Here is a 26,821-nt window from a genome sequence, read left to right on the forward strand (position 1 = left end):
AACCAGGTCCCCGAGCAAAGGTGCAGGTGAGATGACCTACGTCCACAACAGACCGGAAGACTTCGTCCCCGAGGCGCTCCGCGGCCTCGTCAAGGCCCACCCGGGCCGGATCCGCCAGGTCCCCGGTGGTGTCGCCCGCGCGGAGGGCACCCGCCCCGGCAAGGTCGCCGTCGTCGTCGGCGGGGGATCGGGCCACTACCCGGCCTTCGCCGGGCTGGTCGGCGACGGCCTCGCCGACGCCGCCGTGTGCGGCGACATCTTCACGTCGCCGTCGACCCGCCAGGTGCTCGACGTGTGCCGCGCCGCCGACGCCGGCGCCGGCGTGCTCGTCACCTTCGGCAACTACGCGGGCGACGTGCTCAACTTCGGCGCCGCGGCCAGCCGCCTGCGGGCACAGGGCACCGAGGTCACCATCCTCCTGGTGACCGACGACGTCGCGTCCGCGCCCGCGGACCGTGCTCACGAGCGGCGCGGTGTCGCCGGCGACCTCGTCGTGTTCAAGCTCGCCGGGGCAGCCGCCGAGGAGGGCGCCGGCCTGGCGGAGGTGAACCGGCTCGCCGCCCGTGGCAACGAGCGAACGCAGTCCTTCGGGGTGGCCTTCGACGGGTGCACGCTGCCGGGCCACGACCACCCGCTGTTCAGCCTGGAGCCGGGAACCGCCGGCTGGGGACTCGGTATCCACGGCGAGCCCGGGGTCGGGGAGGAGGCCCGGCCGACGGCGGCCGCCCTCGCCGCCGAGCTCGTCGACCGGGTGCTCGCCGAACGCCCCGGCGACGCGGACGGCCGGGCCGCGGTGCTGCTCAACGGCCTCGGCAACGTCAAGTACGAGGAGCTGTTCGTCCTGTGGGACAGCGTGCACGACCTGCTCGTGGAGCGCGGCGTCACGATCGTCGCCCCGCTGGTGGGGGAGTACGTGACCAGCCTCGACATGGCCGGGTGCTCCCTGACGGTCACGTGGCTCGACGACGAGCTCGAACGCCTCTGGCTCGCCCCCGCGGACACCCCCGGCTTTCACCACGGCGGCTGGCGCCCCGCGCAGGCCTCGGTGACGGCGACGCTCACCACGGAACCGGAGACCGAGCTGGTGCGCGCCGCGACGCCGGAGGGCATCGCCGCCGCGGGCACGGTGGCGGGCGTCCTGCGCCGGGCCCAGGGCGCGCTGCACGACGCCGAGCGGATGCTCGGCGACCTCGACGCGGTGGTGGCGGACGGCGACCACGGCCGGGGCATGTGCCGGGGGATCGACGCCGCCGTGGGCGCGGCCGACGCCGCCCTCGCAGCCGGGGGCGACGCGCCGTCCGTGCTGCGCCGCGCGGCCGACGCGTGGGCGGACAAGGGCGGCGGGACGTCGGGTGCGCTGTGGGGTGTGGGCCTGCTCGCGCTGGCCGGCGAGCTTCCGGCGGACGCCCCCGTCACCCTCGGCCACCTCGCGGCCGGGATCACCGCCGCTCGGGACCAGGTGCAGGAGGTCGGCGGCGCGCGCGTCGGCGACAAGACGATGGTGGACGCGCTGCACCCGGCGGTCGAGGCGCTCGCCGCGGCCGTCGGAGCCGGCGCCGGCCCCGCCGACGCCTGGCGCGCCACGGTCGAGGCAGCCCGCGAGGGCGCCGCGTCGACCGAGAACATCGCGGCCCGCCGGGGCCGTGCGCGGGTGCTCGGGGACAAGAGCCTGGGCGTCCCGGATCCGGGGGCGACCTCCCTCGCCCTCCTGCTGAGCGCGGCGGGTGCCGAGGTCGGCATCCCCACGCCCCCGAGCTCGAAGGTGGAATCGTGATGGTGGACGGACTACGCCTGGTGATCGGCTGCGACGACGCCGGGTACGAGTACAAGGAGATCCTGAAGCGGGACCTGGAGGCGGACGACCGGGTCGCCTCGGTGGTCGACGTCGGAGTGGGCAGCGACGAGCACACGGCCTACCCCTATGTCGGCGCCGCGGCGGCTCGTCTGGTCGGAGCCGGCGAGGCGGACCGGGCACTGCTCGTCTGCGGCACAGGGCTCGGCGTGGCGATCGCGGCCAACAAGGTGCCCGGCGTGCGCGCGGTGACCGCGCACGACTCCTTCTCGGTCGAGCGCGCGGTGCTCTCCAACGACGCCCAGGTCCTCTGCTTCGGCCAACGTGTCGTGGGCATCGAGCTGGCCCGCCGGCTGACCCGCGAGTGGCTCGGCTACCGGTTCGACCCGGAGTCGCCGTCCGCGCCCAAGGTCATGGCCATCGGGGAGATCGAGGACGGGGCCGCGGGGAGGCACCCGGCGCCGAACCCGGCATCCTGCGGCTGACTGCTGTTGGTAAACGTTTCAGTTCAGCTCATTCCAGTTCAGCGTGAGGAAGGACATCATGGTCACCAGCATCAGTTCGGTCGCCGTCATCGGGGCCGGGTACATGGGTGGGGGCATCGCGCAGTCGTTCGCGCTCGCGGGCCTGCCCGTCGTCATCGCGGACGTCTCGGCGGAGGCGACGCAGACCGCGTACGCCCGGCTGCTGGCGGAGGCCCGCGAGTTCGAGGACGTGGGTCTCTACGACGCCGGCGCCACCGAGACGATCCGCGCCAACCTGAGCACCGCGACGTCGATCGAGGAGGCCGTCGCGCACGCCGACTTCATCGAGGAAGCGGTGTTCGAGTCGGTCGAGGTCAAGCACGACGTGCTCGGCCGGATCTCGGGGGCCGCACGCGCGGACGCCATCATCGGCAGCAACACCTCGACCATCCCTGCGCGGGTGCTGGTGGAGGCGGTGACGAACCCCGAGCGGTTCCTCACCGTGCACTTCTCCAACCCCGCACCGTTCATCCCCGGCGTCGAGCTCGTCCTCAGCGAGCGCACGGACCCGGAGGTGGTCCCGGTGGTGCGCGAGCTGCTGGCACGGGCGGACCGGCAGGGCGCGCTCGTGGCCGACGTGCCGGGGTTCGTCCTGAACCGCCTGCAGTACGTGCTGCTCAAGGAGGCCATGTCGATAGCGGAGGAGGGCATCGCGTCCCCCGAGGACATCGACACCGTGGTTCGCACCACGTTCGGGTTCCGCCTCGGGTTCTTCGGGCCGTTCGCCATCGCCGACCAGGCGGGGCTCGACGTCTACGCCGGCGGCTTCCGCACGTTCGAGGAGAACTTCGGCGAGCGCCTGGCGACGCCCGACCTCATCAAGGACGCCGTCGCGGGCGACCGCAAGGGCGTGAAGAACGGCAGGGGACTGACGCGGGACTACACGCCGGAGCAGGTCAAGGCGCTGGTCGCGTACCGGAACAAGGCATACGGGGAGATGGGCAGGCTGCTGCGGTCCCTCGGCCCCGCGCCGGCCTGACGGAGCCGCCATCGCACGGGCCGGATGCTCGGCACGCCCAGGCATCCAGCCCGTGCAACGCGCCGGGGGCCGGGGCGCGCCTCGACGAGCGCACCCCGGACCCCGGCTGAGGACCTACCCGATCAGTGCCGGGCGTTCACCGTCTCCAGCGCCGCCTCGTAGCCCCTGAGGTCCGCCCGCGTCGCGCCCGCGTCGAGGCGCGCGGCCTCGATCGCGTGCAGCAGGTCGCCGACCGTGCCGCCGCCGACGATCGGGTCGTCCAGGGCGACCGCGCCCGCCGCGACGTTGAGCCACAGGCTGAGCAGCTGCCGGTCGAAGACGTCGACCCACTCGTCGTGATGGCGCGGCCACAGCACCCGCACGGCGTCGTCCAACGTGGTCAGGTCGACCGCCTCGTCGAACACGTCGCTCTGCGCGCGCGTGGTCGACAGGAGGCACAGCAGCTCGTCGGTCGTGTGGTCCGGGTTCCTGACCTGCCGATACTCCGACGTCCAGTACCCGGCGCCGCGAGCCACGGGCTCCGGCGCCGGCTGCGCGCCGCTCGGCGTGCCGTAGATCTCGAGCTCATAGACGGAGAAGCCCCACTGCGTCGCGCGCTCGGTCGCGTAGAGGCGCACGTGCCGGCCGGTGCCCGAGAGGTCGATGTCGTCGAAGAAGCCGTCGCCGTCGGTGACGGTATTGACCGTGGTCCAGCTCTCGCCGTCGGTCGAGGTCTGGATCTCGTACCCCGACGCGTACGCGGTCTCCCAGTCGATGACGACGCGGCTGAGGTCGTAGCTCGCGCCGAGGTCCACGGCGATCCACTCCGGCTCGCTCCACTGGCTGCCCCACCGGGTGCCCGCGTTGCCGTCCACCGCCATCTCACCGGTGCGCGTGGGGTCGTCGATGCTGGAGGTCGTCACCGGCCGGCCCAGCGCCAGCGACTCCCCGTCGTCGGCATCGCACTGGTCGTCGCCCCCGCCGTCGGCCAGGTAGCAGCGCAGGTACCGGTAGGACTCCGCGGAGGTCTCGAACGACGGGGCGTAGTCCCACTCGTAGGTGTAGTACTCCACGTACGGCTCGGACGCGGCGATGATCGCGGGCAGGTCGATGTCGCCGCTGCCCAGGGCGACCTGCCTCATGTCGCCCTCGGCGTTCACGTTCACGGCGTCCTTGACGTGCAGGAGCTCGATGCGGTCGCCGTACTCCTCGATCCACGCCGGGACGTCGATGCCGGCGTCCGCGGCCCAGCCGACGTCGAGCTGGAACGTGACGTAGCGCGGGTCGGTGTTCGCCTCGATGACCTGCCAGGCGCTGACCAGCTCACCCGTCTCCGGGTGGGGGTACCGCGTGGTGAACTCGCTCTGGTGGTTGTGCAGCACGATCTTGTTCGCGCCGTTCTCGTGCGCGTACCGGCCGAGCCGGTTGACGTACGCCGCGGTCGCGAGGGCTTCCTCGTAGGTGCCGTAGCCGCCCGCCATCCCGCCGGTCCCGATGTAGTCCTGGCCCAGCGCGACGGCATACGCGACCGTCTCGGGCCACGTGTCCCAGTCGGTGCTGCCGTGGCTCGAGGACACCTCGAGGCCGTGGCTGTCGAGGATCGCCTGGTACTCGTCGACGGGCATCGAGTAGGGCTGGCTGAACGGCTCGACGTTGGTGAAGCCGGCGTCAGCCACCTCGCCGAGCACGCGGTCGATCGTCTCGGGAGCCGGGGTCCCGGACCCGAGCTCGTTGACGTGCGTGTACAGCTGGATGGAGATCTTGGAGTCGGGGAGTCCGTCGTCCGCTCCGCATGCTTCTGCTGCCGTGGTGGTCGACGTAGGGGCTGCGAGGGTGGAAGGAGCGGCGACGGCCGGGGCCCCGGCGAGCGTGCCCGCGAGGAGCGCGCCACCTGTCAGCGCCGTGGTGAGGCGGCGCGCGCGAGGCGAATGTAGCGAGATCTGCATGGATGCTCCGATTGACGACTCTGTCGATTGATAGCGACGGCCATGCGACTTTTGTCGCTATACGTGCAAAAGTAGCATTGCGGTCGGCCGATGTTGTGTCAAGGACAGGGCGTCATAGGGTTCCCTGACGAGTCGGCACTGAGGAGAGGTCCATGACACGAACGACACGCACCAGCACGATCGAGGCCAGCCCGGTCACGCTCGGCACGTCAGGACTGGGTGGAGGCACCGAGCCGGGGTCTGCGGGCGAGGCCGCCGCGGTCGAGGTCGCGCTCGATCTGTTCAGCAGCGGCCATACCTTCGTGGACACGTCCAACAACTACTCCGGGGGCCGGTCGGAGTCCGTGCTCGGTCTGGCCGTCGCGCGCCTCGGCCAGGATGCCGCCGCCCGCGTCGTCTCGAAGGTCGACCAGGATCCTGAGACGCGGGCGTTCGATCGCGACCGCGTGCTGCGCTCGTTCGACGAGACGACGGCGCGGCTCGGCGTCGAGCGCCTGCCCTTGCTGCACCTGCACGACCCGTACTCGGTGACGTTCGAGGAAGCGGTCGGACCTGGCGGGGCCGTCGAAGGGCTCGTCGAGCTGCGCGAGTCGGGTCGCGTCGACGCGATCGGCGTCGCCGCCGCGCCGGTGCCGCTCATGGCCAGGTACGTCGGCACCGGCCTGTTCGACGCCGTGCTGATCCACAACCGCTTCACGGTCATCGACCAGTCGGCGGCGCCGGTGTTCGCGGAGGCGAAGTCGCGGGGGATGACGGTGTTCAACGCGGCGCCGTTCGGCTCGGGCCTGCTCGCCAAGGGCCCGCACGAGGGCGCGGTCTACAACTACCGGCCCGCGGGTGCCGACCTGCTGGCATGGACGCGACGGCTCCAGGAGACGTGCCAGGCCCACGGTGTGCCCCTGGCTGCCGTCGCCCTGCACTACTCGCTGCGGTCACCGCTGGTCGACTCGACCGTGGTGGGGGTGGTGTCACCGGGTCGTCGGGCACAGCTCGACGAGCTCGTCGCGACCCACGTCCCCGACGAGCTGTGGGACGAGCTCGAAGCGCTCGGGCCGGCGCCGTCACCGGTGGACGACAGCGCCTACGCCTGATCGCGGCAGGCAGGGGCAGGACAGGACGCGAGCCGAGCTCCTCGACCAGTTGACCTCGACCTCGCTGATGGTGCCGGCGGGCGGGCCTCAAGGACGAACGCGGATGATCGTCTTGCCCTTGACCCGCTCCGACGGGTTGAACGCGGCGACCGCATCGTCGAGGGTCGCCACGTTCGCGATGTTCGTCCGCAGCCGCCCGTCGCGGACTCGCTGGGCGATCTCGCTCAGCTGCGCACGGTCCGCCTCGACCACGAAGTCGACCGCGATCCCGTCGGCCGGCCGTGCTTCGGGCGGGCCGGCGATGCTCACCAGCGTCCCTCCGGCGCGAACCAAGGCTGCTGAACGTCGCTGGATGTCGCCACCGATCATGTCGAAGACGAGATCGACCGCACCGACCTGCTCGAGCGAACCGTCGCCGAGGTCGACGAACTCCTGCGCCCCGAAGTCGAGCGCGGCCTGCCGGTCTGCGGTTCGCCCGGTGCCGATCACGTAGGCACCCGCCGCACGAGCGAGCTGCGCCACCATCGACCCGACGCCGCCGGCGGCGCCGTGCACGAGGACACTCTGCCCGACCGCGAACCGACCGTGGACGAACAGGCCCTGCCACGCGGTCAGGCCCGAGATCGGCAGGCTCGCCCCCACCGTGAAGTCGACGTCGCCGGGGAGCGGCGCGAGGTTGCGGGCCTCGACGGCCACGTACTCGGCGAGCGTGCCGTCGCGGGTCCAGTCCGCGAGTCCGAACACCCGCTGGCCGACGGACAGCCCCCTCGTGCCGTAGCCGAGCGCACTCACCACGCCTGCCAGCTCGTGCCCAGGGATGGACGGCGTCCGGTCACGCCCCAGGCGATCGGTCCAGGTCCCCGGCCAGGTCAGCTCACCCGGGGTGAATCCCGACGCGTAGACCTGGACGACGACGTCGTTCCCCGCGGCCTCCGGCTCGGGACGGTCCGTCAGCGTCATCCCGGCCGCTCCCGCGGCCTGGTCCGTCACCACGATGGCTCTCATCGGGCGCCTCCCTGTGTTGCTCGCGTGCCTTCAACCGTATTTCGGTTCACCGGAGTTAGCGGCGCGAGAACCCGGCGTCTTACCAGTGGAGCGTGCCGGAGCTCAGTCGTGGCGGGAAGCGTGGCGGGTGCCGGCCCGGTAAGACGACGAGAGACGGTGACACCCACCAGTCGAGGGACGCGGTCGCGCCCACCGTTCGAGGAGAGGGAGACCATGACGACCATCGAGCTCACCGACAGCAACTTCGCGAGCACGATCCAGGACAACGACATCGTCCTGGTGGACTTCTGGGCTTCGTGGTGCGGCGGTCCTCAACCAGGCCGGTGCTCTTCCCGCCACGGCCCTCGCCGAGGTCGTCGACGTGGTCAAGAACCTCGACATGGACGAGGTGCGCAGGGACCTCGCAGCGCAGGGCAACCGGTCCGCGCAGGGGGGCTGACCGGGAGCGTCAGCGCCGGGACCACAAACAGGGCCCACGGTGTTGTCCGTGATGACGACACCTCTCGCTGGTGTCAGAAAGGAACGCGACATGGCACACGACTACAACACCTCAGCCGAGGCGTTGCGCCGACTGACCAAGACACAGTTCCGTGTCACCCAGGAGGGCGGAACCGAGCCGGCGTTCATGAACAAGTACTGGGACAACCACGAGTCCGGCATCTACGTCGACGTGGTCTCCGGCCAGCCACTGTTCTCGTCGACCGACAAGTACGACAGCGGCACCGGCTGGCCCAGCTTCACCAGGCCCATCAGTGCAGGCACGGTCCGGGCCGTGACGGACAGGTCGTTCGGGATGGCGCGTACCGAGGTGCGGTCCACCGCCGCGGACAGCCACCTGGGGCACCTGTTCGGCGACGGTCCGGCGGATCGTGGAGGTGAGCGGTACTGCATGAACTCAGCGGCACTGCGCTTCGTACCGGTCGCCGAGATGGAGGCGCAGGGCTACGGCGAGTACCTGGCGCTGTTCGAGCCGGACGCGAACGGCGAGGCGGAGAACTCATGAGCGGCGGAACCGACTATGCCGGGCAGATCAGGCGCGTACCCGGCACCGAGACGGCCGTGCTCGCAGGTGGGTGCTTCTGGGGCATGGAGGACCTCATCCGCCGGCAGCCCGGCGTCGTGGGCACTCGCGTCGGCTACACCGGCGGCCAGAACGCGCACGCGACCTATCGGAACCACCCGGGGCACGCCGAGGCCCTGGAGATCGTCTTCGACCCGAGTGTGACGACGTACCGCGACATCCTGGCGTTCTTCTTCCAGATCCACGACCCGTCGACACTCAACCGTCAAGGCAACGACATCGGGACGAGCTACCGCTCGGCGATCTTCCCGCTCACTCCAGAGCAGGACATGGTCGCTCGCGACACGATCGCCGACGTCGACGCGTCGGGCCTCTGGCCCGGAAGAGCGGTGACGACGATCGAGCCCGCCGGACCCTTCTGGGAGGCCGAGGCCGAGCACCAGGGTTACCTGATCACCTACCCGAACGGCTACACCTGCCATTTCCCGCGCCCGAACTGGGTGCTTCCCCAGCGGGAGCGGTAAGAGAGCCCACCAAACCAGCCAGTCCACAAGGAGCCTGATGAACGGCGTCAACGCAGAGCCCGGACACGACGCGGACGAACTTCGAGACGACGTCGGTGCCAACCGGTTCGAGCTCGTCCGAGACGGCCGGACGGTCGCATGGATGAAGTACAAGCACCTCAACCCGAACCGGTACGTGCTGCTGCACACCGAGGTGGACCAGGCTCAGCGAGGGCACGGGATCGGGAGGATCGTCGTCGAGGCCGTGCTGGACGAGGTCAGATCACGACAGGGGACCGTCACCGCGATCTGCCCGTATGTCGCGGAATACCTGGCCGGTACCGAGCAGTACAAGGACCTCGTCGATCCGAGCCACCCCGGGTACCCGAACCGCGCGGCGGCCGAACGTGGGGACGGCACGATCAGCGAGTGAGACCGAGCAAGGCGGGGCAGCGCCGTCTCCACCGGGTAGACCCCGGTGGAGACGGCGCTGTCCGCTACCGGCCGGGCACGTCGAGATCGCCCTTGCGCAGTCTGAAGACCTGAAGCCTCAGGTCGTAGTACTTCGTCGTCTCACCGACCCATTCCATGCCGATCTCGCGCGCGGTCCTGATCCCGTGCTGATTGCCGGTGCGGACGACGGCGAACACCTCCTCCTCGTCGTGGGAGAACGCGTAGTGCGCGAGCGCGTGACCGGCCTCGGATCCCAGCCCACGGCCCCAGGCAGTCGGTGCGAACTGGTAGCCGAGCTCGAGGTCCTCCGCTTCCGGGGGCAGGCCGAGGATCTGCCCGGAACCGATCAGCTTCCCGCTGTCGAGGTCGTCGATCGCCCAGCGGCCGGTGGGCCGTCCCGTCCCGGTCTGTTCGGTGACCCAGCGTTCGATGATCGCCCGCATCCGCTCGGGCTCGTCGATCCTGTCCATCGCGGGAGCCAGCCATCGCGCGACGTCGGCCTCCCCGTAGATCGCCAGCGCCCCGACAGAGTCATCCACCTGCCAGGGGCGCAGGCGAAGGTGTTGCGTCTCGATCGTGGTGCCGTCGATCGTGACTCGATGGCTCATTTCTCCTCCTGGGTGTGTCAGGACATGAGGGTCCGCGGGCGCCGGACAACGTGCCGGCTGCGACTGGCGTGACCGTACGCGAACTGGACGATCCCGTCCAGTTCCGGTCGTTGACGCCGACGACGCCTCGGAATGACATTCCACCGCGCATCGTGCACTCGTGCACGCTTCGCGCGCAGCCGTATGGAATGCGCGTCGCGTGCCACTAATGATGATGGGCGTATCGACAGAGCGCCCCGCCATGACAACCGCGTGGACGAACCTGTGAAGAAGGACGACGCTCATGACTGATCCGAACCAGGCCGCACCCATTGCCCCGGACGAAGACCAGAAGGTCCTGATGGGCGAGGTCGCTGGTGATGACGGCCAGCCTCTTGAGCTGATGATCACCAAGGACGACAACATCGGCCTCTATGACGCGAGCGTGGGCGGTCAGCAGGTCGGCGGGCTGACCTACAACGACGACGGCGACCGGGTCGTGCTCGTCGCCGTCTCCATACTCCCGCAGTTCCGCAACCAGGGGGCCGCCACCAAGCTGATCCGGCACGTCCTGGACGACCTTCGGACCCAGGGCAGGAAGGCTACGGTCCTGTGCCCGATCGTGCGGACCTTCATCGACAAGCATGCCGAGTACCAGGATGTCGTCGACCGGGAGCACCCGGGCGTCGTGAAGGTGGCGCCGCGGTGACAGCACCTCCGGGAGCTGATGGTCCGAGCTTCGAAGGCATCGGGGCTGCCATCGTCGCGGATCCCGATCTGTTCGCGCTGCTGCCGATGGACTTCTACTACCCGGGCAAGGGCGCCACCGGCGACCTGGCACCACGGAAGGACTTCGCACCGCGGTGGCACGGTCCGTTGGTGGACGCGCTAGATCGAGAGAAAGCAATGAAGGAGACCTTCGCATGAGAGCGATCGTGGTGACAGACCCGGCGGCGGGCCGAGCCGGAATGAGGTTGGTCGACCGCCCAGATCCGGATGCGGCACGGCTGGCCGGCCTCGACGGCGCCAACTACGGCGACGTGGTCGTGGAGGTTCACGCTTCGGGCTTCACCGGTAACGAGCTGGAATGGCCCTCGACGTGGGTCGACCGGCTCGGCCGCGACCGGACACCCTCGATTCCCGGCCACGAGGTCGCCGGAGTGGTCACCTCGCTGAGCTACGGAGCGGCGGGGCTGTCGGTGGGGCAGCGGGTCTTCGGTCTGACGGACTGGACCCGGGACGGCACTCTGGCGGAGTACGTGGTCGTCGAGGCGCGCAACCTGGCGCCGTTACCGGGTGACGTCGATTTCGTGACGGGAGCCGGCGTCGCGATGACAGGACTGACCGCCTGGCAGGGGTTGTTCGAGCACGGACACCTCGCCACGGGGCAGAGTGTCCTGGTGCACGGCGCTGCCGGAGCGGTGGGGTCGATGGCGGTCCAGCTCGCGCGCGAGTGCGGAGCGCATGTCGTCGGGACAGGGTGCGCCACTCATCGTCAGGCGGCGTTCGACTTCGGCGCACACGAGTTCGTCGACCTCGAGAACGACACGTTGGAAGAGATTGGGAAGGTCGACCTCGTGTTCGACGTGTTCGGCGGAGAGGTCGGTCACCGCTCCGCAGGTCTCGTGCGGGCTGGAGGGACGCTGGTGAGCATCGCCGGCAGCCCGCAGGTGCGACCGACCGAGGGGCGGACGGTCGACTTCGTGGTGGTGTCCGAGCGGGCACAGCTGAACGAGATCGCCCGGCGGGTCCGCCAGGGTCGGCTACGGCCGAACATCGGCCGGACGGTGAGCTTCGGGGACGCCGTCGCCGCCTTCCGCTCCACCGAACCGACGAGCGGGAAGACGGTCGTCCGTATCCGCGGTTGAACGGGTGGGCGCCCTCGACCGCCCGGTGTGCGACCGTGCGGAGCACGGCATCGGCAGTGCTCCGCACAGTGGTGTCAGCCGTCGCCGCTGTCAGTGGCGCGCAGGTCGATGGTGTCCGGTCCCGCGAGGCTGAGGACCAGGCGTTCGCCCGCGGTGACCACGACGACGAGGACGTGGTCGCACGACCCCGTCTTCGGTCTCGACCTGCGGCGTCGGTCCGGCGCCGAGCACGGGCCACTTGTCGACCGATCTTGTCACCGCGTCTGGTGCGAGATCGCGTCGACCAGACCCCTGAGGTCCTCCCGGCAGTCAGGGCAAGACTCCAGATGGGCTGCGACACGGGGAAGGAGCTCCGCGGCGCCGCTGCCATCGGTGGTGAGTTCGGCGTAGGAGTCGAGGTTCAGCCGGCACACGTCGCAGCCAGGATCGCTGGAACTGGTCCGGAGGTAGGTGTCCAGCCTCGTCCAGTGCTCATCAGCGGTGTCCACGGGACCGTTTCCCACTTTTCTCCCATGCCAGGTGTGGCCTGCCGCCCCCCGCGGCGGTGGGCATCCAGCTGGAAGCCATCAACCGGGTGCCAGACGGCTGGTGTCCTCGGGCGCTCCTTCGAAAGTGGTCCGCCTCGGCGACGCCGACCCGGCGCTCCGTGACGTGGTGTTGATGTCTGGTCACGAGGTGAGTGGACTTCCGTCGCCGCCGTCTTACGTCGCATGACCAGACAGCTTTCGAAGGTGCCTCCGTATGGCGTCAGGCAAGACGTCCGGGCCTATGGCAACGAACCACTCACCTCCGGTAGTCCCTCGGGCGTGACGTTCTGGCACATGCGGGACGGGCGTCCGCCATCGCAAGACGGGCGGGCCGGACCTGGCTCGCTGGACTGGACGCAGAAGTCCGGAGCGAGCGGCCATGACAACCCTCCTGCACCTTGTCTGGACCCTAAGGTCCGGTTTACCGTGTGGCGACGTCCTCGGTTCGAGGCGTGCACGGACATGGCCGACGCCGGTTGCTCTTCACGCGCGGGCCAGGAGGGTGGGACGCGATGGACGACCTGCAGATCACTCAGGACAACCGCAGGTGGGTGCGAGACCTCGGCGCCACCGGATCGGTTCGCGAAGCAGCCTGCAAGGAGCTCTATCGGCTGCTGCACCGGGTCGCGAGGCGCGAGGCGACGCGTCGCGCCTCGTCCCTGCGCATGTACGGGCCGGAGCTGGACGACATCGCCTACCAGGCGGCAGCGGACGCCCTGATGGCGATCAGCCGGCGGCTCGACACCTTCCGGGGCGAGTCACGGTTCACGACGTGGGCATTCAAGTTCGTCATCTTCGACGTCGCGACGAAGATGAACAGGCACCACTGGCGTCATCACGACATTCCGTACGACTACGAGGACTGGTCGCGCCTCGCGTCCAGGTTCGAGGTCACGCCGGGCCAGGAGGTCGAGGCGGCCGAGTTCGTCGATGCCGTGTCGCACGCCATCAAGAGCAGCCTCACGGACCGGCAGCGACTCGTCCTCGTGGCGACCGTGGTGAACGAGGTGCCCATGGACGCCCTGGCGGACGAGCTCGGCTCGACGAGGAACGCGCTGTACAAGGTGCTGTTCGACGCCCGCAGGAAGCTGCGCGCCGCGCTCATCTCGGAGGGTTACCTGCCCGCGCCATGACGTGGACGCCACTGCTCTCCTTGGGGTCGCCCGGGACCGCACACCCCGAGGCCGGTTGAACGGGACTGTTTCGTCCAGTTACGCTTCTGCGGGAGTTGTCAGGGGCGACCGACGGCCGGTGCACGGACGAGGAGGCGGACTACGCGGTGACAAGCGCAGCCACGGGCGGTGAGTCTGTGCGGTCGGACACCACGGGAGGGGCCGCCGCGGACGCCACGACGCAGTTTCGAGCAGTTCTCGACGCGGAGGAACGCTGGCTGGGCGCAGTCTCGCGCGCCGGCGACTTCACCGTCTGGCGATCGCGCGTGGTCCGTGAGGTCATGGACCGCCGGTCTCCCTATGCGATGGCGCTGCGCCGCGGTCACGGAGCTGGTCGGCAGGCCGAGTTCCTCCAGAGCTGGCAGGCCCTGATCGCGGAGACAGTGCAACGGATCGCACCGGTCCGCGATACCTGTGCGCTGCCGACGGCCACGTCCGCGGCATCCGGACACCCCGAGAGCCTGGCCGTCGCGATCCTCGCCGCGCTGCACGGTGGCGCCACGCTGAGCTGGCTGGCACAGGACGCCCGGTCGCTCGAAGCCGCGCTCGACATCGTGCTGACGCCCGTGCTCGCGCTCGAGGAGCCGGACGGCCGTCGTGACCAACGATCTGGTTAGCCCTCTCAGTACGATGTCGCTGTGAACGCGAACTCGGACGAGAGCCCGGCGATCCGGCTGACGGCACGAGGGATGAAGACGAGGACCCGGATCGTCGCCGCAGCCGCAGACCTGATGCGCGTGCAGGGGATCGGTGGAACCACCCTGGACGACGTCATGGTCGCGAGCGGCGTGAGCAAGTCCCAGCTCTACCGGCACTTCGAGGACAAGGACGCACTCGTCAGGGCCGTGATCACGCACGTGGGCGAGTTCGTCATCGCTCGCGAGACGAACATGCTCGGGAGCGTCTCGACCCTGGCCGGGCTGCGGCGTTGGCGGGACTCGTTGATCAAGGCCAACGCGTTGCGCCACGGGATGTACGGCTGTGCGCTCGGCTCCCTGGCGGGCGAGGTCTCCGACCACGACGCCGTCGCCCGGGAGATGCTGGACGAGCTGTTCCGTGCCTGGCAGAGCCTGATCGACGACGCCCTCGGCCGGATGAAGCGCGCCGGTGTGCTGGACGACTCGATCGACACCGCTCGCCTCGCGGTCGGATTTCTCGCCTCCCTCCAGGGCGGCTACCTCCTTGCGCAGACCGCCCGCGACGTCGAGCCCATGGCGATCGCGATCGACGTCGCCATCGCCCACCTGGAAACCCTCGCAACACCGGACCGCGCCGCGTCCTAGCCGCGCCTCAGCACGGCCCGCCGCGGGGACGAGAGCCTCGACGACGACTGGCGAGCGCAACCCCGAGGTCGTCGCGGTGGAACATCGCTGGCTCAACCGGGTGTTGTGGAACGACACGGAGCAGCAGGTACCTGTGCCCGTGCTGCATGGGTGAACAACGGATAGGACGAGATCATGGCGGACCTGGCATTTGGGATCGACATCGGTGGCTCCGCCATCAAGGCCGGCCGGGTCGACCTCAGCTCCGGGAGCGTGCAGACAAAGCTGTCGCACGTTGCGACGCCGATGCCGTCAACACCGGAGGCCGTCATCGCGGCCATCGACAGGCTGCTCGACCTGCACGGTGTGTCGAGCGGGATGCCGGTCGGCGTCTCGATCCCGGCCCCGGTCGTGCACGGAGTCGTCCCGTATATGGCGAACCTCGACCAGAAGTGGACCGGCATCGACGTGTCGACCCTGATGGAGGCGCGCCTCGGGCATTCCGTGACCGTCGTCAACGACGCGGACGCGGCGGCGCTCGGGGAGGTGGGTTTCGGCGCCGCCCAGGGCGTGGCCGGGACCGTGATCGTCACGACCTTGGGGACCGGGATCGGTTCGGGTGTCGTCGTGGACGGACGGCTCGTGCCGAACGTCGAGCTGGGACATCTCGAGATCGACTCGTTCGACGCGGAGACGCGCGCGTCCGCGCGACAGAAGAACATCGAGAACCTGTCCTGGGAGCAATGGGCGGCGCGGCTGCAGCGCTACTACTCGCACGTCGAGAAGCTCTTCTCGCCGGACCTGCTGGTGGTCGGCGGAGCCATCTCCGAGCAGTCCGCCCACTTTCTGCCGCTCCTGGACCTGCGGACCCCGATCGTGCCCGCCGTCCTCAGGAACCGGGCCGGTGTCGTCGGTGCCGCTCTCGCGGCGTCCGTCGCGACCCGGACCGAGGCCTGACCACCCGGCTTCGTCTCGACGCGGTCGGTAAGACGGTGCGTCGCATCTGACACCAATCAGACGCGACGACGGTCGCGGAACCGTACCGAGAGGAGCCGGCAGACGAACGACGCCATGCATTCCGCCGAGGATCTGGCCTCGTCTCCCTGCCGTCCATGGTGCGCCGCGGGCGTGCGAACCGGCGGTGGTCACAGCACAGTCAAGGGGGAGGGATTCTGATCGGCCTCCCCGGACGCGTGTCGACGACGAGACGAAGCGAGGTACCCCATGAGCGAGAGTCCCACCAGGGTCGTGATCGTGGGGGGCGGTTTCGCCGGCTACAACGCGGCCCGGGCCCTGCGTGGCGCGCTGCCGCGCACGGCCGACGTCGAGATCGTGCTGGTGAACCGGACCGACTACTTCCTCTACCTTCCGCTTCTGCCGGAGGTCGCGGCCGCCGTGATCGATCCTCGGCGGGTCACGGTCTCGATCCCGGCGACGCTGCGCGGGGTGCGGCTCGCGCTCGGCGACGTGACGGCGATCGACCCGGACGAGGACAGCGTCGAGTACACCGACCCGGAGGGCGGGACGCACACTCTGCGCTACGACCGGTTGATCCTGGCCGCGGGCAGCGTCACCCGGCTGCTGCCGGTCCCGGGCGTGGCCGAGCACGCGCATGGCTTCCGCGGGGTCGCCGAGGCCCTCTACCTGCGTGACCACGTCATCCGCCAGGTGGAGCTGGCGGCCGCGACCGACGACCCGGCCGAGCGGGATGCGCGCTGCACGTTCGTCGTCGTCGGCGCGGGCTACACCGGGACGGAGGTCGCGGCGCAGGGACCGCTGCTCACCGAGGCGCTCCGGCGCCGGCACCCCGTGCTGGCGGACCAGAAGATGCGCTGGATGTTGCTGGACCTCGCGCCGAAGGTGCTGCCCGAGCTCGACCCACGCCTGTCCCGCACGGCGGACCGGGTGCTGCGGGGCCGGTACGTCAAGGTGCTGACCGGCACCTCCGTGGCGGAGGCGATGACCGACGGCGTCCGGCTGACCACCGGCGAGCTCGTCCCGGCGCGCACGCTGGTGTGGTGCGTCGGCGTGCGGCCCGACCCGCTCGTCAGCGACACCGGGCTGGAGACGCAGAGGGGCCGGCTCGTCGTCGACACGACGCTGAGCGTGCCCGGTCGGCCGTACATGTTCGCGTGCGGGGACGCCGCGGCCGTGCCGGACGTGACGCGGCCCGGCGAGGTCACGGCGATGACGGCCCAGCACGCGAGCCGTCAGGGCACGCTCGCCGGCCGGAACGTCGCGGCGTCGCTCGGCTACGGCAGCGTCCGCGGGTACGAGCACCACGACCTCGGGTTCGTCGTGGACCTCGGCGGGCTCCAGGCGGCGGCGAACCCGTTGCAGATCCCGATGTCCGGGCTCCTGGCGAAGGTCGTGACCCGCGGGTACCACCTGATCTCCATGCCGGGCAACCGGGTACGCACCGCCGTCGACTGGCTGCTCGACGCCGTGCTGGGCCGGCAGTCGGTCCAGCTCGGGCTCGTCCGGTCGACGGCCGTCCCGCTCGACACGTCGACACCCCTGCCCCGCGACCGCCCTGGCGCCTGACACCCGAGCCCACACGGCGCCGGTCGCACGTGTCGTCATCGCAGTATCGCGGCAACCGTCCCGCCTGCACGAGGCTCGGGGCTTGGCACCCTGATAGATGATGTGTAATCTGATGACGTGTCATCTACTGAGGAGCCAGCCATGTCCATGACCGACCCCATCGCGCGTGTCTCGGTGATCAGCACGGGATCCGTGTCGATCCGACCGGAGCACGTCGGCCCCACGCGGAAGAACACCTACGTGTGGCTCTTCACCTCGACCCGATGGACCGCGCCCCGGCCGATCAACGTCTACGTGATCGAGCACCGTGACGGCCTCGTGCTCTTCGACACCGGACAGGACCGGGCCTCCGTGACCGACCCCGACTACTTTCCCCGGGGCCTCAACGGGCTGATCTACTCCCGGCTCGCGAAGTTCGAGATCGGGCCCACCGACACTCTCGAGGCGGGCCTGTCAGGACTCGGGCACCGCCTGGAGGACGTGGACAAGGCAGTGATCTCACACCTGCACCAGGACCACATCGGCGGACTACCCGTCCTGGGCGGGGCCGAGATCCTCGTGAGCGACCAGGAATGGGACAGCCTGAGCGAACCACTACCTGAGGCGCGCGGCCTGCTGCGCTCCCACATCGACCTGCACGGGCTGCGCTGGAACCGGGTCGCCCCGGAACCGCTGACCGACCCCGCGCTCGCGCCGTTCACCCACGGACACGACCTGTTCGACGACGGCAGCCTCGTGCTGCTGCCCACCCCCGGCCACACGCCGGGCTCGCAGTCCCTCCTGGTCCGACGCCCGGGCCACGCACCGCTGCTGCTCGTGGGCGACCTCACCTATGACGCCCGACTGCTCGCCGCGGGCAAGCTCCCGGGTATCGGCGACAAGGGCCGGCTCCGCGACACCGTGGCCAAGGTCGACGCACTGCGCGAGACCCAGCCCGGCCTCGTGATCCTGGCAGCACACGACCCTCGCGCGGCGGACCTCCTCGCCGAGGCGCTCGCGGAGACGGCCGCGCGCTCATGAGGCCCGCCGAGGAGCTGCGCTACCTGATCCTGGCCGTTCAGCGTGAGGGCAACCGGATGCTTGCCGCGGACCTGCGTCCGCTGGGAGTCACCCCGTCACAGGCCGAGGTGTTGCGGGTTCTCGCCGACCATCAGCCCCTGACCATGGCAGGGCTGGGCGAGCTGCTCGTCTGCGAGACGGGCGGCAGCCCGAGCCGGCTCGTGGATCGCCTGGTCACCATGGGTCTGGTCGACCGCGGCGCGGGCGAGAACGACCGCCGGCGGGTCACCCTCGCCCTGACCGACGACGGCTCCCGGCTCGCGGCACGGATCGCCGAGGTCGAGGAGCGGCTGTACGGGTCGATCGACGACCTCACCCGGGGCACGCCGGTGCCCGAGGCGCTCACCCTTCTGCGCGCCTTCGCCGGGGCGTTCCCTTCGGGCCAGGCAGTCGTCCGCCGGGGTGGCGAGCCGGGGACCGCACCATGAGTGCCACCGGCAGCGCGAGCCTGCTCGTCGACGCTCCACGCCCGTCGGTGCGCGCCGTCCTGCTCGACGCGCTCTCGCTGCCCGCGTGGAACCCCGCGTTCGTCAGGATGGCCGGCCCGTCCGAGGCAGGGCTCGCGGCGCGGTACCGGATCACCGTCCGTCCCGGGCTGTCGGGCGCCTTCACCTACGAGACCATCGAGCCTGGACTCGTGCGGATGGCGTGGCGGGTGACGGGATTCGCCGAGACCGCCGACTGGTGGCTCGACGCCGAGGGCGAGCGCACCCTCGTGCGACACGACTTCACGCACCAGGGTCCGCTCGCCGCGGCCCTCCGGCCGGCCTACCAGGGCGTCGCCGGGCTCCGGCTCGACCGCCTGCGCCAGGTGCTGACCGGCTGACGTCGAGCACGGGACTCGCTGTCGACCGTCGGGTCCCGCCAGGTCACCGCACCACCGGACGTCAGTCCTGGAGCTGTGCCTGGACGGCCTGGGCGTCGATGAGGTAGTTCATCTCGTAGAACCGCCCGTCGCGGACCCTGTGGAAGGAGTACTCGGCGAACTCCAGGGTGGCGCCGGTCGGTGCCACGCCGAGCCACTCCTTGGTGTGGGTCCCCTTGTTGTACAGGCGGGCCGCGACGCGGTCTCCGTCGACGGCGACGTCCTGGACACGCCAGGTGAAGTCCGGCACGGAGTCACCGTGGGCCTTCAGCTCGGCGATGATGTGGTCGCGCGTGACCGGCTTGCCGTTCTCGACCAGCTCGTCGTGGACGAACTCGGTCATGCGGTCGAAGTCGTGGGCGTTGAGCGCCTCGATGTAGCGCTCGAAGACCTCGCGCACCTCGGACTCGGACATGGTGTTCCCTTCTCTCTCCCCGTTCCGGGGCTGTGCAGTGGAGCTTGCAGTGCATGGGAACCGGGGGCCGACGAGTTATATTCCGGTCGGTACAAAAGTGCCGGCCGCACCGGCCGCACCGGGCGTCCGGCAGGTCAGGCGGGGATGGCAGACCGGAGCGGCTCAGCGCAGAACGGCCGACAGCAGCTCCGTGCCCAGCGCCGTCATCGCGGACAGGTCGAGCGTGTAGTGCACGTAGCGACCGCGCCCTTGCCCCGCCCCATCTCCTGGGACGCGCCCTCGCGCGGTTCCAGCTCTCCACGGGCTTCGGCCTCGCCGTCTCCCCGGCGGTCATCACCGCTCTCGCATCCCACGGCCCGGCGGCACTCTGGGGCGGCCTGGCCGCTGCGACGCTCCTGTCCACCGCCGCCGTCGCCGGCGAGAAGGATCAGGGACCAGGTCGCCGTCCGGAGGTTGCCGCTCGCACCGTGCCTCCCGCGTCTGCCTCGCGAGGCGGGCTCGGCGGGAGGCTCAGGGGGCAGGCTCAGGCGACAGCGGCATCTCGTCCGGCTTCCGAGCCTGGTCGCGGAACGTGGAGGGTGACGACCCGACGACGCGGCGGAACGCCGTGCTGAACGCGCTCTCGGACTGGTAGCCCGTGGCCCGCGCGAGCTGGGAGATCGACAGCGTGTCGCGGGCGAGGGCGTTGCGCGCGAGGTTCATGCGCCATCGGATCAGGTAGTCCAGGGGCGGGACGCCGACGTGGCTCTTGAAGGCCTGGGCGAACGCGGACCGCGACATGTGGCTGATGTCGGCGAGCTCCTGGAGCGTCCAGGAGTGTGCGACGTCGGCGTGCACGGCGCGCAGGGCGGCGCCGATGCCGTCCTCGTTCAGGGCGCCCAGCCAGCCGGTGGGCCGGTCCGTCCGGCCGGCGTGCGCACGCAGCATGTGCACGAGCAGGATCTGCGCGAGGTGGTTCTCCACCAGCGGGCCGCCGGCGGCGGTGGCCTCGACCTCGGTGGCCAGGAGCGTGATGAGCTGGCCCAGCTCCAGGCCGCGCGGGTCGGCCGCGCGGACGATCACGAGCGGCGGCAGGAGATCGGTCAGGAGGGACGCGTTGCCGTCGTCGAACCCGATGTGCCCGACGCAGAGGTAGAGGTTCTCCTCGGCCTCCGGGCCGATCCGCACGGACCCGTCCTCGGCACGGGCCCACACCTCTTCCGCGGGACGCGTCCGGGCGCCGGGCGTGCTGGCCAGCACGTAGGGCGGCGGGTCGCCCAGCATGAAGGTGTCGCCCTCCTGCAGGAGCACCGGCTCGTGCCCGTCGAGGACCAGCCAGCACGTGCCGCGCACGAGGCCGCCGATCCGCACGTGCGGGAACCGGTCGAAGCGCAACGCCCACTCGCCTGCGGCGTGCAGGCTCGGTCCGACCACCGTGCGGGGCCGGAGCAGGCTGATCGCGTCAGCCACCGGATCGCTGAAACCGAGCAAACCCAACTCCTGGACTATCGGTAACGAATTCTGGACTATCCGTTATGGATGATACCTCTGCGGTCCCGCAGGATCGATGCCGGAACAGATCCGCGACGGAAGGTAGGGAGAGATCCACATGGGACAGCTCGAGGGCAGGACGGCGGTCGTGACCGGCGGTAGCTCCGGCATCGGCCTGGCGACCGCGGTGCGGCTGGCGGAGGAGGGCGCGTACGTGTTCGTCACGGGGCGGCGCGAGGCCGAGCTGGAGGCGGCCGTCAAGACCATCGGGGAGGACCGGGCCACAGCGGTCGTCGGCGACATCTCGGTGCCGGGGGACCTGGACCGGCTCTACGCCGCGGTCCGGGCCCGGGGCAAGGGGCTGGACGTGCTCGTGGCGAACGCGGCGGTCGCCGCGTTCGTGACGCTGGAGGAGACCACCGAGGAGCACTTCGACCAGACCTTCGCGGTCAACGTCCGGGGCACGCTGTTCACGGTGCGGAAGGCGCTGCCGCTGCTCAACGAGGGCGCCTCGGTGATCCTGACCGGATCCACGGCCGCCGACCGGGGGATGGAGGCGTTCGGCGCGTACTCGGCGTCGAAGGCCGCGGTCCGGTCGTTCGCGCGGACCTGGTCCAACGAGCTCAAGGGCCGCGGCATCCGGGTCAACGTCGTCTCGCCGGCCTGGATCGAGACGCCCGGCGGTACCGCCGCCTTCGGTGACGAGGAGACCGCCCGGGCCATCAAGGAGCAGGTGGCCGCGACCGTGCCCAAGGGCCGGATGGGGCAGCCCGAGGAGGCCGCCGCGGCCGTGGTGTTCCTGGCCTCGGATCAGAGCAGCTACGTCGTCGGCAACAACCTCTTCGTCGACGGCGGCGCCAACCAGGTCTGAGCGACGAGGCCCGCGACAGCGACGAGGCCTGTGATCGGGGCCGACCTCCGGTGGGTGTCGCTCAGACGCCTTCGCGCAGGTACAGGTCGCGCAGCAGGCCGATCTCGCCGCCGTGGTGCGAGACCTCGACCAGTGCGTGCAGCGCGAGCTTCAGGTAGGTCTCGTCGGCCCAGCCGCCGGGGCCCCGGCCGATCGGCGCCAGCAGGCGCTCGTCGTCGAGGGCGGCGATGCGGGAGATGAAGTGCTCCCAGTCGTCGGCGAGCGCCTGGATGCCCTCTTTTGCGGTGCCCGGCCACTCGTGGCGGTCGCCGAACCCGGGGGCGTCGTCGAAGAAGTGGATCACGTAGCCGCGCAGGCAGAGGCTGCCGATGTGCCAGATGCGCCAGGCGATCGTCGTGACGGGGTCCGGCTCGTCCGGACCTGACTCCGGGAACAGGGTGGCGACGCGGAAGACGCCGTCGTCGCCGGGGCGGATGCTGAAGCAGTCGCTGACCGGCTCCCAGTGGTACTCGGCGTCGGTCAGGCCCTCGAGGCGTGCGAACAGCCGGGTTCGCTCGCGCTCGAAGATCGCGACGACGTCTCGCGTGGCGAGGTCGGGCGCGGTCAGGTCGGTCATGTCGGCTCCAGGGCTCGGTGGTCTCGGATTGGTCGGGACGGGCGCGGGGCGCCGGTACCTCAGAGGACGGCGCCCCGCCGGACGACGACGGGCGAGCCGTCCGCGACGAAGGCAGAGAACGGTTCGGCGGCCAGGCTCTCGGCGAACGGCCGGCCGTAGACCCGCTCGACGTCGCACTCCAGGGCGGCGTCGCGGGCCTGCCGGACCTGCCAGCTCGGGTGCTCCACGCGGTACTCGACGGTGCCGCCGCCGCGCTGCGCGGCGTACCCCCAGTAGTGCTCGGTGACGAACTCCTCCTGCGAGCCCTCGACGAGCGGGCGCGCGGGGCCGTCGGTCGTGGCGCGCAGGCGGTGCCAGTCCCCGGCGTCGTGCCACGAGTACTCGACCAGGCCGCCCGGGGTGACCTCGTCGTCGTGCAGGTCGATGCGGTGCCGCATCGGGCGTGCGACGTACTTCTCGCCGTAGACCACGCGGGCGACCGTGGCCAGGGCCCACCGGGGCACGATCTCCTTGACGAAGACCACGCCGCGCCGCCAGCCGTCGTCCGCCCGGCGGCGCACGTAGAACCGCAGGTTGATCTCGTCGAAGTCGCGGTGGAAGGGGACCGGGACGCCGAGCAGGCGGGTGTCGAGGAACTGGAAGCCGACCATGCTCACGAGGTGCCGGCCGTCCCACGTGTCGAGCTCGACGCCGCGCGGGACGAGCGGGCGCAGCACGTCCGGGTCGATCTCGTGGCTGAGCATCACCAGCCGGCGCCACTCGGCGGAGAGGAACATGCCGGTCCGCGGCTCCGGGCGTGCGTTCTCCGAGGTCACGCCGAGGAACCTATCAACCATGACCGGCCGGTGGCGGCGAAGTCCCTATCCGCCGACGACGGCCAGCGCCACGGCGGCCAGACCCACGGTCGGCACCGCCGCGACCAGGCCCCAGGCGGCGAAGCGGCGCCACGGGAACGTGACACCGAGTGCGACGAGGCGCTGGTGCCACAACAGCGTCGCCAGCGACGCCCACGGCGTGACCAGCGGGCCGAGGTTCACGCCGATCAGCAGCGCCATCAGCACGACGGGGTCGCCCGCGGCGACCGGCTCGAGCACCAGGTAGGCGGGCAGGTTGTTGATGCCGTTGGCGGCCAGCGCGCCGAGCGTCGCGACGCGCAGCAGCTCGCCCGGGCCGTGGCCGGCGCCGGTCACCGAGGTCAGCAGAGCTGTGAGGCCGTGGGCGTGCGCCGTCTCGACCAGGACGAACAGCGACGCGGCGATCCCGAGGGCCTGCCACGGCACCAGCGCGGGCCGCAGCGCGCTCCGCCGTCGGACGAGGAACAGGACGGCGAGCACGACGGCGGCCGCCGTCGCGGGGACCCACACGTGCGGCGTGAGCGCGAGCAGCGGCAGCAGCACCAGGAGTGCCAGCGCCGCGCCCCAGAACAGCACGGGGTCGGCGGGGACGCGCTGCGCGGGGACCCGGTAGGTCGAGAACAGGACGCCCCGGTACCGGACCGTGAGGATCGCGACGGGCACGACGACGCCCACGAGGGCCGGTGCCCAGCTCAGCGCCACGAACGCGGAGGGGTGGTCGCCGAACGCCGGTGCGGCGAGCAGGTTGGTCAGGTTGGAGACCGGCAGCAGCAGCGAGGCCGTGTTCGCCAGCCAGATGGTCGCCAGCGCGAACGGCAGGGGTGAGATCCCGACGCTCTGCGCGAGCAGCACGACGAGCGGCGTCAGGATGACCGCGGTGGTGTCGAGCGAGAGGAACACGGTGCTGACCACGGCCAGCAGCACCACCCACACCCACAGCACCACCATCCGTCGCCGGCCCCAGCGGCCGAGGAGCTGCGCGAGCACCTCGAACACCGAGGCGTCGCGCGCGAGCTCGGCGACGATCGTGATGGCGACCACGAACCCGAGCACGGGGGCGGTACGCGCGCCGACGGCCCGGGCGTCCTGCGCGGGCAGCAGGCCGCTCAGCACGCAGGCGGCCGCGACGACGACCATCACCAGAACGATCCACGTGCTCGGACGAGGTCTGGTGCGCGCGCCGTTCACGCGCTGAGCATACGGATCCGCAGGAGGGCGGCCGGCCACGGGGTGCGGCCGCCCTCCTGCGGGCTGCGAACGGTCAGTCGCCTTCTCTCAGTGCGTCAGGTCGGTGGCCCGGTCCGAACGCCGGACCTCGGCCCACCACGTGTCGAAGTCGACGCCCCTCTCCTTCGCCAGCTCTTCCAGCCTGGCCTTGGTCGGCGGCTGGAAGAGCTTCGGCTTGATCCTGCGGTCGGCCGCGGCGTACTTCTGCTGGAGCTTCGCCTGCTCCGCGGCCCCCGCCTCAGCCTCGGCCAGCACCGCGCTGGTCGCCGCGACGCTCGTGCCGGTCAGGACGCCACTGACCAGCGGCAGGTAGCCGTTGGCGTGACCGAGGCGGTTGGGGTGGTAGGACTCCTGCACGGGGTTGGAGAAGCCGTTGATCCACTCGGTCGAGTCGCACACGGCGTGGCCCGTGAACCGGCTGACCGGGTTGACGAAGGTGTATCCCTTGGCGGAGGCGGCCGTCGAGGTGACCGAGTTGATGAGCACGACGGCGTTGTTGAGCGCCGTCTCGTCCTCCGGGCTGAAGAAGGTCGCCACGTTGCAGTCCTCGCCCATGAAGATCTTCGGGTAGCCGACGACGACCACCTTCGCGTTCGGCGCCCTCGTCCTGATCGCGGCATAGAGGGTGTTGAGCCGGCCCGGCAGGGTGCCGGAGATGAACGCCCGCGCCGCGGCGACCGTACCGGCGCAGTCGCTGGCCCACGCCGGGAGGGCGCACTCTGTGAGCACGTCGGCGAACCCGGCGTCGTTGCCGCCGACCGAGATGGTGACGTACCTCGTGCCTGTGCCCAGTGCACTGATCTGGCTGCTCGTCACGTCGGCCACGACCGCTCCCGAGCAGGCCCGGAAGTTGAGCGTGTAGCCCTTGGCCGCCGCGGTCAGGCTGGCGTAGGCGTAGGTCGAGCGCAGGCACTCGGTGCCGTCGTTGATGTAGGTCCTGGTGCCGGTGCCCGAGGAGTAGGAGTCGCCCAGGGCGACGTAGGACTCGCCGGCGGCGTACGACGGCAGGGCCGGCGTCGTCACCAGCCCGACCGTGACAAGACTCGTCGCCGCCAGGGCGGCGAGGACGCGCAAGAGACGTTGCTTCATTGGGCAGCTCCCCCGAAGGTCCGTCGAGCCACGCCAGTTGTGGCTCGATCGCTACCTTTATAGGAGATTTCACCCAACTTACACAATATCTGGCAAATGAATACTTCAAGTTCGGTCAGTAGTTGGCCACCGATCTCCGCCGGTTGACGGCTGGTGATCACGTGGCAGGCGGAGGCTCCTGACCGCGAGCCACTGCACCACCCGGCTGACCTGGCGTCCTTGCGTTGCCGAGTCAGCTAGTCGGTCAGACCAAGTAACTGACTCGGCGATTCGGCGTGCGTGAGGATCCGCCCGGTCGTGGGCGCTGGTCGTAGCGCCACCCGCGATCGGCCTCGACCATCCCGAAAATGTGGCGTCCGCGGGCTCTCGCTGTGTCTACGCTGCGGCACGTGAACTGGTTCGAGTCCCTGCGCGACCTGTCGCACCGCGAAGCGGCCGGCCGGCTCCTCGCCGACGGGTGGAACGTGTGCGGCCTGGGGGACTGGGCCACGGTCTGGCGTTCGCCCGACGGCGCTCTGGTCGCCAGGGTCAGTCCGTTCGAGCCGGCCTACGAGGTCTTCGTCGAGCTGTGCCGAACCCTGGACGGCCATCCGCTGCTGCCACGCATCGAGTTCGACGGCCCTCTGATGGGTGGGGGCCGCCTCACCGTGATGGAGTTCCTGATGCCGGTCGAGCCGGCCGTGGCGGACGCCGTCGTGGTGCGCTGGGCCGCAGCAGCGGACGGTGACCCGATCACGGTGGTTCGCCGGGAGGCCGAGCGGCTCGACGCCGAGGCGGCCCGGTCGATCCCGTTCTGGGGCGGGCTGGACCACAACCCGGGCAACGTGCTGCAGAACGCCGCCGGGGAACCGAAGCTGGTCGACCTGTTCTATGCCGCCGGCCTGGAGATCTATCGGGTCCTGCGGGACGACCCGGCAAGGATCGCCGAGGCCGTCCCGGCCGACCGTCGCCGGTTCATCTGTGACATCGCCGCCCTGGCCCGCTTGTCGAGCCCGGACGAGCTGGCGGCGCTCCGAGCGGCGGCGGACAGCCTCGACTGAGGGCGCGCCGCCGGCGCGCCCCGGGACGGAGGCTCGGTCGCCGGAGCGCCCCGGCATGACCT

General features: G+C 70.6%; 29 protein-coding genes and 1 pseudogene. 21 read left to right on the forward strand and 9 right to left on the reverse strand.

The genetic code is table 11. The features are described 5' to 3' along the window. Positions 1-31 precede the first annotated feature (31 nt). From AB0I29_RS06375 to AB0I29_RS06385, 3 genes are read left to right on the forward strand one after another with little or no spacing between them, the layout of a single operon-like run. Positions 32-1,774 carry a dihydroxyacetone kinase family protein gene (locus AB0I29_RS06375; protein WP_357479406.1) on the forward strand — a complete coding sequence of 581 codons (1,743 nt, stop codon included), beginning with the start codon at positions 32-34 and terminating at the stop codon, positions 1,772-1,774. Then, complete coding sequence (locus tag AB0I29_RS06380) at positions 1,774-2,277, forward strand: ribose-5-phosphate isomerase (RefSeq protein WP_285104559.1); 504 nt, start codon at positions 1,774-1,776, stop codon at positions 2,275-2,277. Before AB0I29_RS06375 ends, AB0I29_RS06380 begins: the two co-directional genes overlap by 1 nt. 58 nt (positions 2,278-2,335) lie before the next feature. Continuing rightward, on the forward strand, positions 2,336-3,295 hold the full coding sequence (locus tag AB0I29_RS06385; RefSeq protein ID WP_357479411.1) for a 3-hydroxyacyl-CoA dehydrogenase family protein: 960 nt from the start codon (positions 2,336-2,338) through the stop codon (positions 3,293-3,295). A gap of 122 nt (positions 3,296-3,417) precedes the next feature. Here the strand turns inward: AB0I29_RS06385 and AB0I29_RS06390 are convergent, their stop codons facing one another. Beyond that, positions 3,418-5,220, reverse strand: coding sequence for a discoidin domain-containing protein (locus AB0I29_RS06390; RefSeq protein ID WP_357479414.1), 1,803 nt, complete (start codon positions 5,218-5,220; stop codon positions 3,418-3,420). Positions 5,221-5,372: 152 nt separating this feature from the next. Between AB0I29_RS06390 and AB0I29_RS06395 the strand changes: the two genes are divergently transcribed. Further along, on the forward strand, positions 5,373-6,311 hold the full coding sequence (locus tag AB0I29_RS06395) for an aldo/keto reductase (protein ID WP_357479417.1): 939 nt from the start codon (positions 5,373-5,375) through the stop codon (positions 6,309-6,311). 87 nt (positions 6,312-6,398) lie between these two features. Here the strand turns inward: AB0I29_RS06395 and AB0I29_RS06400 are convergent, their stop codons facing one another. After that, complete coding sequence (locus AB0I29_RS06400; RefSeq protein ID WP_357479421.1) at positions 6,399-7,316, reverse strand: NADP-dependent oxidoreductase; 918 nt, start codon at positions 7,314-7,316, stop codon at positions 6,399-6,401. A 213-nt stretch (positions 7,317-7,529) separates the two neighbouring features. Between AB0I29_RS06400 and AB0I29_RS06405 the strand changes: the two are divergent. The 4 genes and pseudogenes from AB0I29_RS06405 to AB0I29_RS06420 all read left to right on the forward strand — a co-directional run bounded on the left by AB0I29_RS06405 (position 7,530) and on the right by AB0I29_RS06420 (position 9,273). After that, positions 7,530-7,755: pseudogene (locus AB0I29_RS06405) on the forward strand (thioredoxin domain-containing protein). Positions 7,756-7,845: 90 nt separating this feature from the next. Next, on the forward strand, positions 7,846-8,319 hold the full coding sequence (msrB, locus tag AB0I29_RS06410) for a peptide-methionine (R)-S-oxide reductase MsrB (protein ID WP_357479424.1): 474 nt from the start codon (positions 7,846-7,848) through the stop codon (positions 8,317-8,319). Continuing rightward, positions 8,316-8,861, forward strand: a complete 546-nt coding sequence (gene msrA, locus AB0I29_RS06415; RefSeq protein WP_357479427.1) for a peptide-methionine (S)-S-oxide reductase MsrA — start codon at positions 8,316-8,318, stop codon at positions 8,859-8,861. Before msrB ends, msrA begins: the two co-directional genes overlap by 4 nt. 37 nt (positions 8,862-8,898) lie before the next feature. Next, positions 8,899-9,273 (forward strand): GNAT family N-acetyltransferase, encoded by a 375-nt coding sequence (locus AB0I29_RS06420; RefSeq protein WP_357479430.1) that lies wholly within the window; start codon positions 8,899-8,901, stop codon positions 9,271-9,273. 64 nt (positions 9,274-9,337) lie between these two features. Here the strand turns inward: AB0I29_RS06420 and AB0I29_RS06425 are convergent, their stop codons facing one another. After that, on the reverse strand, positions 9,338-9,901 hold the full coding sequence (locus tag AB0I29_RS06425) for a GNAT family N-acetyltransferase (protein WP_357479433.1): 564 nt from the start codon (positions 9,899-9,901) through the stop codon (positions 9,338-9,340). Positions 9,902-10,184: 283 nt separating this feature from the next. Between AB0I29_RS06425 and AB0I29_RS06430 the strand changes: the two genes are divergently transcribed. The 11 genes from AB0I29_RS06430 to AB0I29_RS06480 all read left to right on the forward strand — a co-directional run bounded on the left by AB0I29_RS06430 (position 10,185) and on the right by AB0I29_RS06480 (position 19,138). After that, a complete protein-coding gene (locus tag AB0I29_RS06430; RefSeq protein ID WP_357479436.1) occupies positions 10,185-10,589 on the forward strand; it encodes a GNAT family N-acetyltransferase in 405 nt (134 codons plus the stop codon). Continuing rightward, positions 10,586-10,807 carry a hypothetical protein gene (locus AB0I29_RS06435; protein WP_357479439.1) on the forward strand — a complete coding sequence of 74 codons (222 nt, stop codon included), beginning with the start codon at positions 10,586-10,588 and terminating at the stop codon, positions 10,805-10,807. Before AB0I29_RS06430 ends, AB0I29_RS06435 begins: the two co-directional genes overlap by 4 nt. Next, on the forward strand, positions 10,744-11,748 hold the full coding sequence (locus AB0I29_RS06440) for an NADP-dependent oxidoreductase (RefSeq protein WP_357479442.1): 1,005 nt from the start codon (positions 10,744-10,746) through the stop codon (positions 11,746-11,748). The genes AB0I29_RS06435 and AB0I29_RS06440 overlap by 64 nt, the downstream gene beginning before the upstream one ends. A 1,039-nt stretch (positions 11,749-12,787) precedes the next feature. Further along, the gene (locus AB0I29_RS06445; protein ID WP_357479445.1) at positions 12,788-13,408 is read left to right on the forward strand and encodes a sigma-70 family RNA polymerase sigma factor; all 621 of its coding nucleotides are present in this window, start codon (positions 12,788-12,790) and stop codon (positions 13,406-13,408) included. A 146-nt stretch (positions 13,409-13,554) separates the two neighbouring features. Next, a complete protein-coding gene (locus AB0I29_RS06450) occupies positions 13,555-14,064 on the forward strand; it encodes a hypothetical protein (RefSeq protein WP_357479448.1) in 510 nt (169 codons plus the stop codon). Positions 14,065-14,085: 21 nt separating this feature from the next. Beyond that, on the forward strand, positions 14,086-14,730 hold the full coding sequence (locus tag AB0I29_RS06455; protein WP_357479451.1) for a TetR/AcrR family transcriptional regulator: 645 nt from the start codon (positions 14,086-14,088) through the stop codon (positions 14,728-14,730). Between the two features lie 174 nt (positions 14,731-14,904). Continuing rightward, complete coding sequence (gene ppgK / locus AB0I29_RS06460) at positions 14,905-15,666, forward strand: polyphosphate--glucose phosphotransferase (protein ID WP_285104586.1); 762 nt, start codon at positions 14,905-14,907, stop codon at positions 15,664-15,666. A 267-nt stretch (positions 15,667-15,933) separates the two neighbouring features. Continuing rightward, positions 15,934-17,253: an NAD(P)/FAD-dependent oxidoreductase gene (locus tag AB0I29_RS06465; RefSeq protein WP_357479455.1), complete on the forward strand. Its 1,320-nt coding sequence runs from the start codon at positions 15,934-15,936 to the stop codon at positions 17,251-17,253. A 141-nt stretch (positions 17,254-17,394) separates the two neighbouring features. Further along, on the forward strand, positions 17,395-18,273 hold the full coding sequence (locus AB0I29_RS06470; protein ID WP_285104590.1) for an N-acyl homoserine lactonase family protein: 879 nt from the start codon (positions 17,395-17,397) through the stop codon (positions 18,271-18,273). Further along, entirely contained in the window at positions 18,270-18,740 is a 471-nt protein-coding gene (locus AB0I29_RS06475; RefSeq protein WP_357479458.1) for a MarR family transcriptional regulator, read from the forward strand. Before AB0I29_RS06470 ends, AB0I29_RS06475 begins: the two co-directional genes overlap by 4 nt. Beyond that, positions 18,737-19,138, forward strand: a complete 402-nt coding sequence (locus AB0I29_RS06480; RefSeq protein ID WP_357479461.1) for an SRPBCC family protein — start codon at positions 18,737-18,739, stop codon at positions 19,136-19,138. Before AB0I29_RS06475 ends, AB0I29_RS06480 begins: the two co-directional genes overlap by 4 nt. A gap of 61 nt (positions 19,139-19,199) precedes the next feature. Here AB0I29_RS06480 and AB0I29_RS06485 read toward each other — a convergent pair whose 3' ends face one another. Continuing rightward, positions 19,200-19,592: an ester cyclase gene (locus AB0I29_RS06485; protein WP_285104595.1), complete on the reverse strand. Its 393-nt coding sequence runs from the start codon at positions 19,590-19,592 to the stop codon at positions 19,200-19,202. A gap of 510 nt (positions 19,593-20,102) precedes the next feature. Continuing rightward, complete coding sequence (locus AB0I29_RS06490; protein WP_357479465.1) at positions 20,103-21,041, reverse strand: AraC family transcriptional regulator; 939 nt, start codon at positions 21,039-21,041, stop codon at positions 20,103-20,105. Between the two features lie 139 nt (positions 21,042-21,180). Here AB0I29_RS06490 and AB0I29_RS06495 point away from each other — a divergent pair, with 139 nt between their 5' ends. Continuing rightward, a complete protein-coding gene (locus AB0I29_RS06495) occupies positions 21,181-21,933 on the forward strand; it encodes an SDR family oxidoreductase (RefSeq protein ID WP_285104601.1) in 753 nt (250 codons plus the stop codon). 61 nt (positions 21,934-21,994) lie between these two features. Here the strand turns inward: AB0I29_RS06495 and AB0I29_RS06500 are convergent, their stop codons facing one another. The 4 genes from AB0I29_RS06500 to AB0I29_RS06515 form a co-directional block, all read right to left on the reverse strand. Beyond that, positions 21,995-22,549, reverse strand: a complete 555-nt coding sequence (locus tag AB0I29_RS06500) for a DinB family protein (RefSeq protein WP_285104603.1) — start codon at positions 22,547-22,549, stop codon at positions 21,995-21,997. A 59-nt stretch (positions 22,550-22,608) separates the two neighbouring features. Beyond that, a complete protein-coding gene (locus AB0I29_RS06505; RefSeq protein ID WP_285104605.1) occupies positions 22,609-23,364 on the reverse strand; it encodes a DUF2071 domain-containing protein in 756 nt (251 codons plus the stop codon). Between the two features lie 45 nt (positions 23,365-23,409). Next, positions 23,410-24,540 (reverse strand): SLC13 family permease, encoded by a 1,131-nt coding sequence (locus AB0I29_RS06510; protein ID WP_357479876.1) that lies wholly within the window; start codon positions 24,538-24,540, stop codon positions 23,410-23,412. A 138-nt stretch (positions 24,541-24,678) separates the two neighbouring features. Beyond that, positions 24,679-25,719 (reverse strand): SGNH/GDSL hydrolase family protein, encoded by a 1,041-nt coding sequence (locus AB0I29_RS06515; protein WP_285104607.1) that lies wholly within the window; start codon positions 25,717-25,719, stop codon positions 24,679-24,681. A 389-nt stretch (positions 25,720-26,108) separates the two neighbouring features. Here AB0I29_RS06515 and AB0I29_RS06520 point away from each other — a divergent pair, with 389 nt between their 5' ends. Then, complete coding sequence (locus AB0I29_RS06520; RefSeq protein ID WP_357479470.1) at positions 26,109-26,759, forward strand: hypothetical protein; 651 nt, start codon at positions 26,109-26,111, stop codon at positions 26,757-26,759. Positions 26,760-26,821: the final 62 nt, after the last annotated feature.

The organism is Promicromonospora sp. NPDC050262, assembly GCF_040655935.1.
In the GTDB taxonomy this organism is placed as follows: Bacteria; Actinomycetota; Actinomycetes; order Actinomycetales; family Cellulomonadaceae; genus Promicromonospora.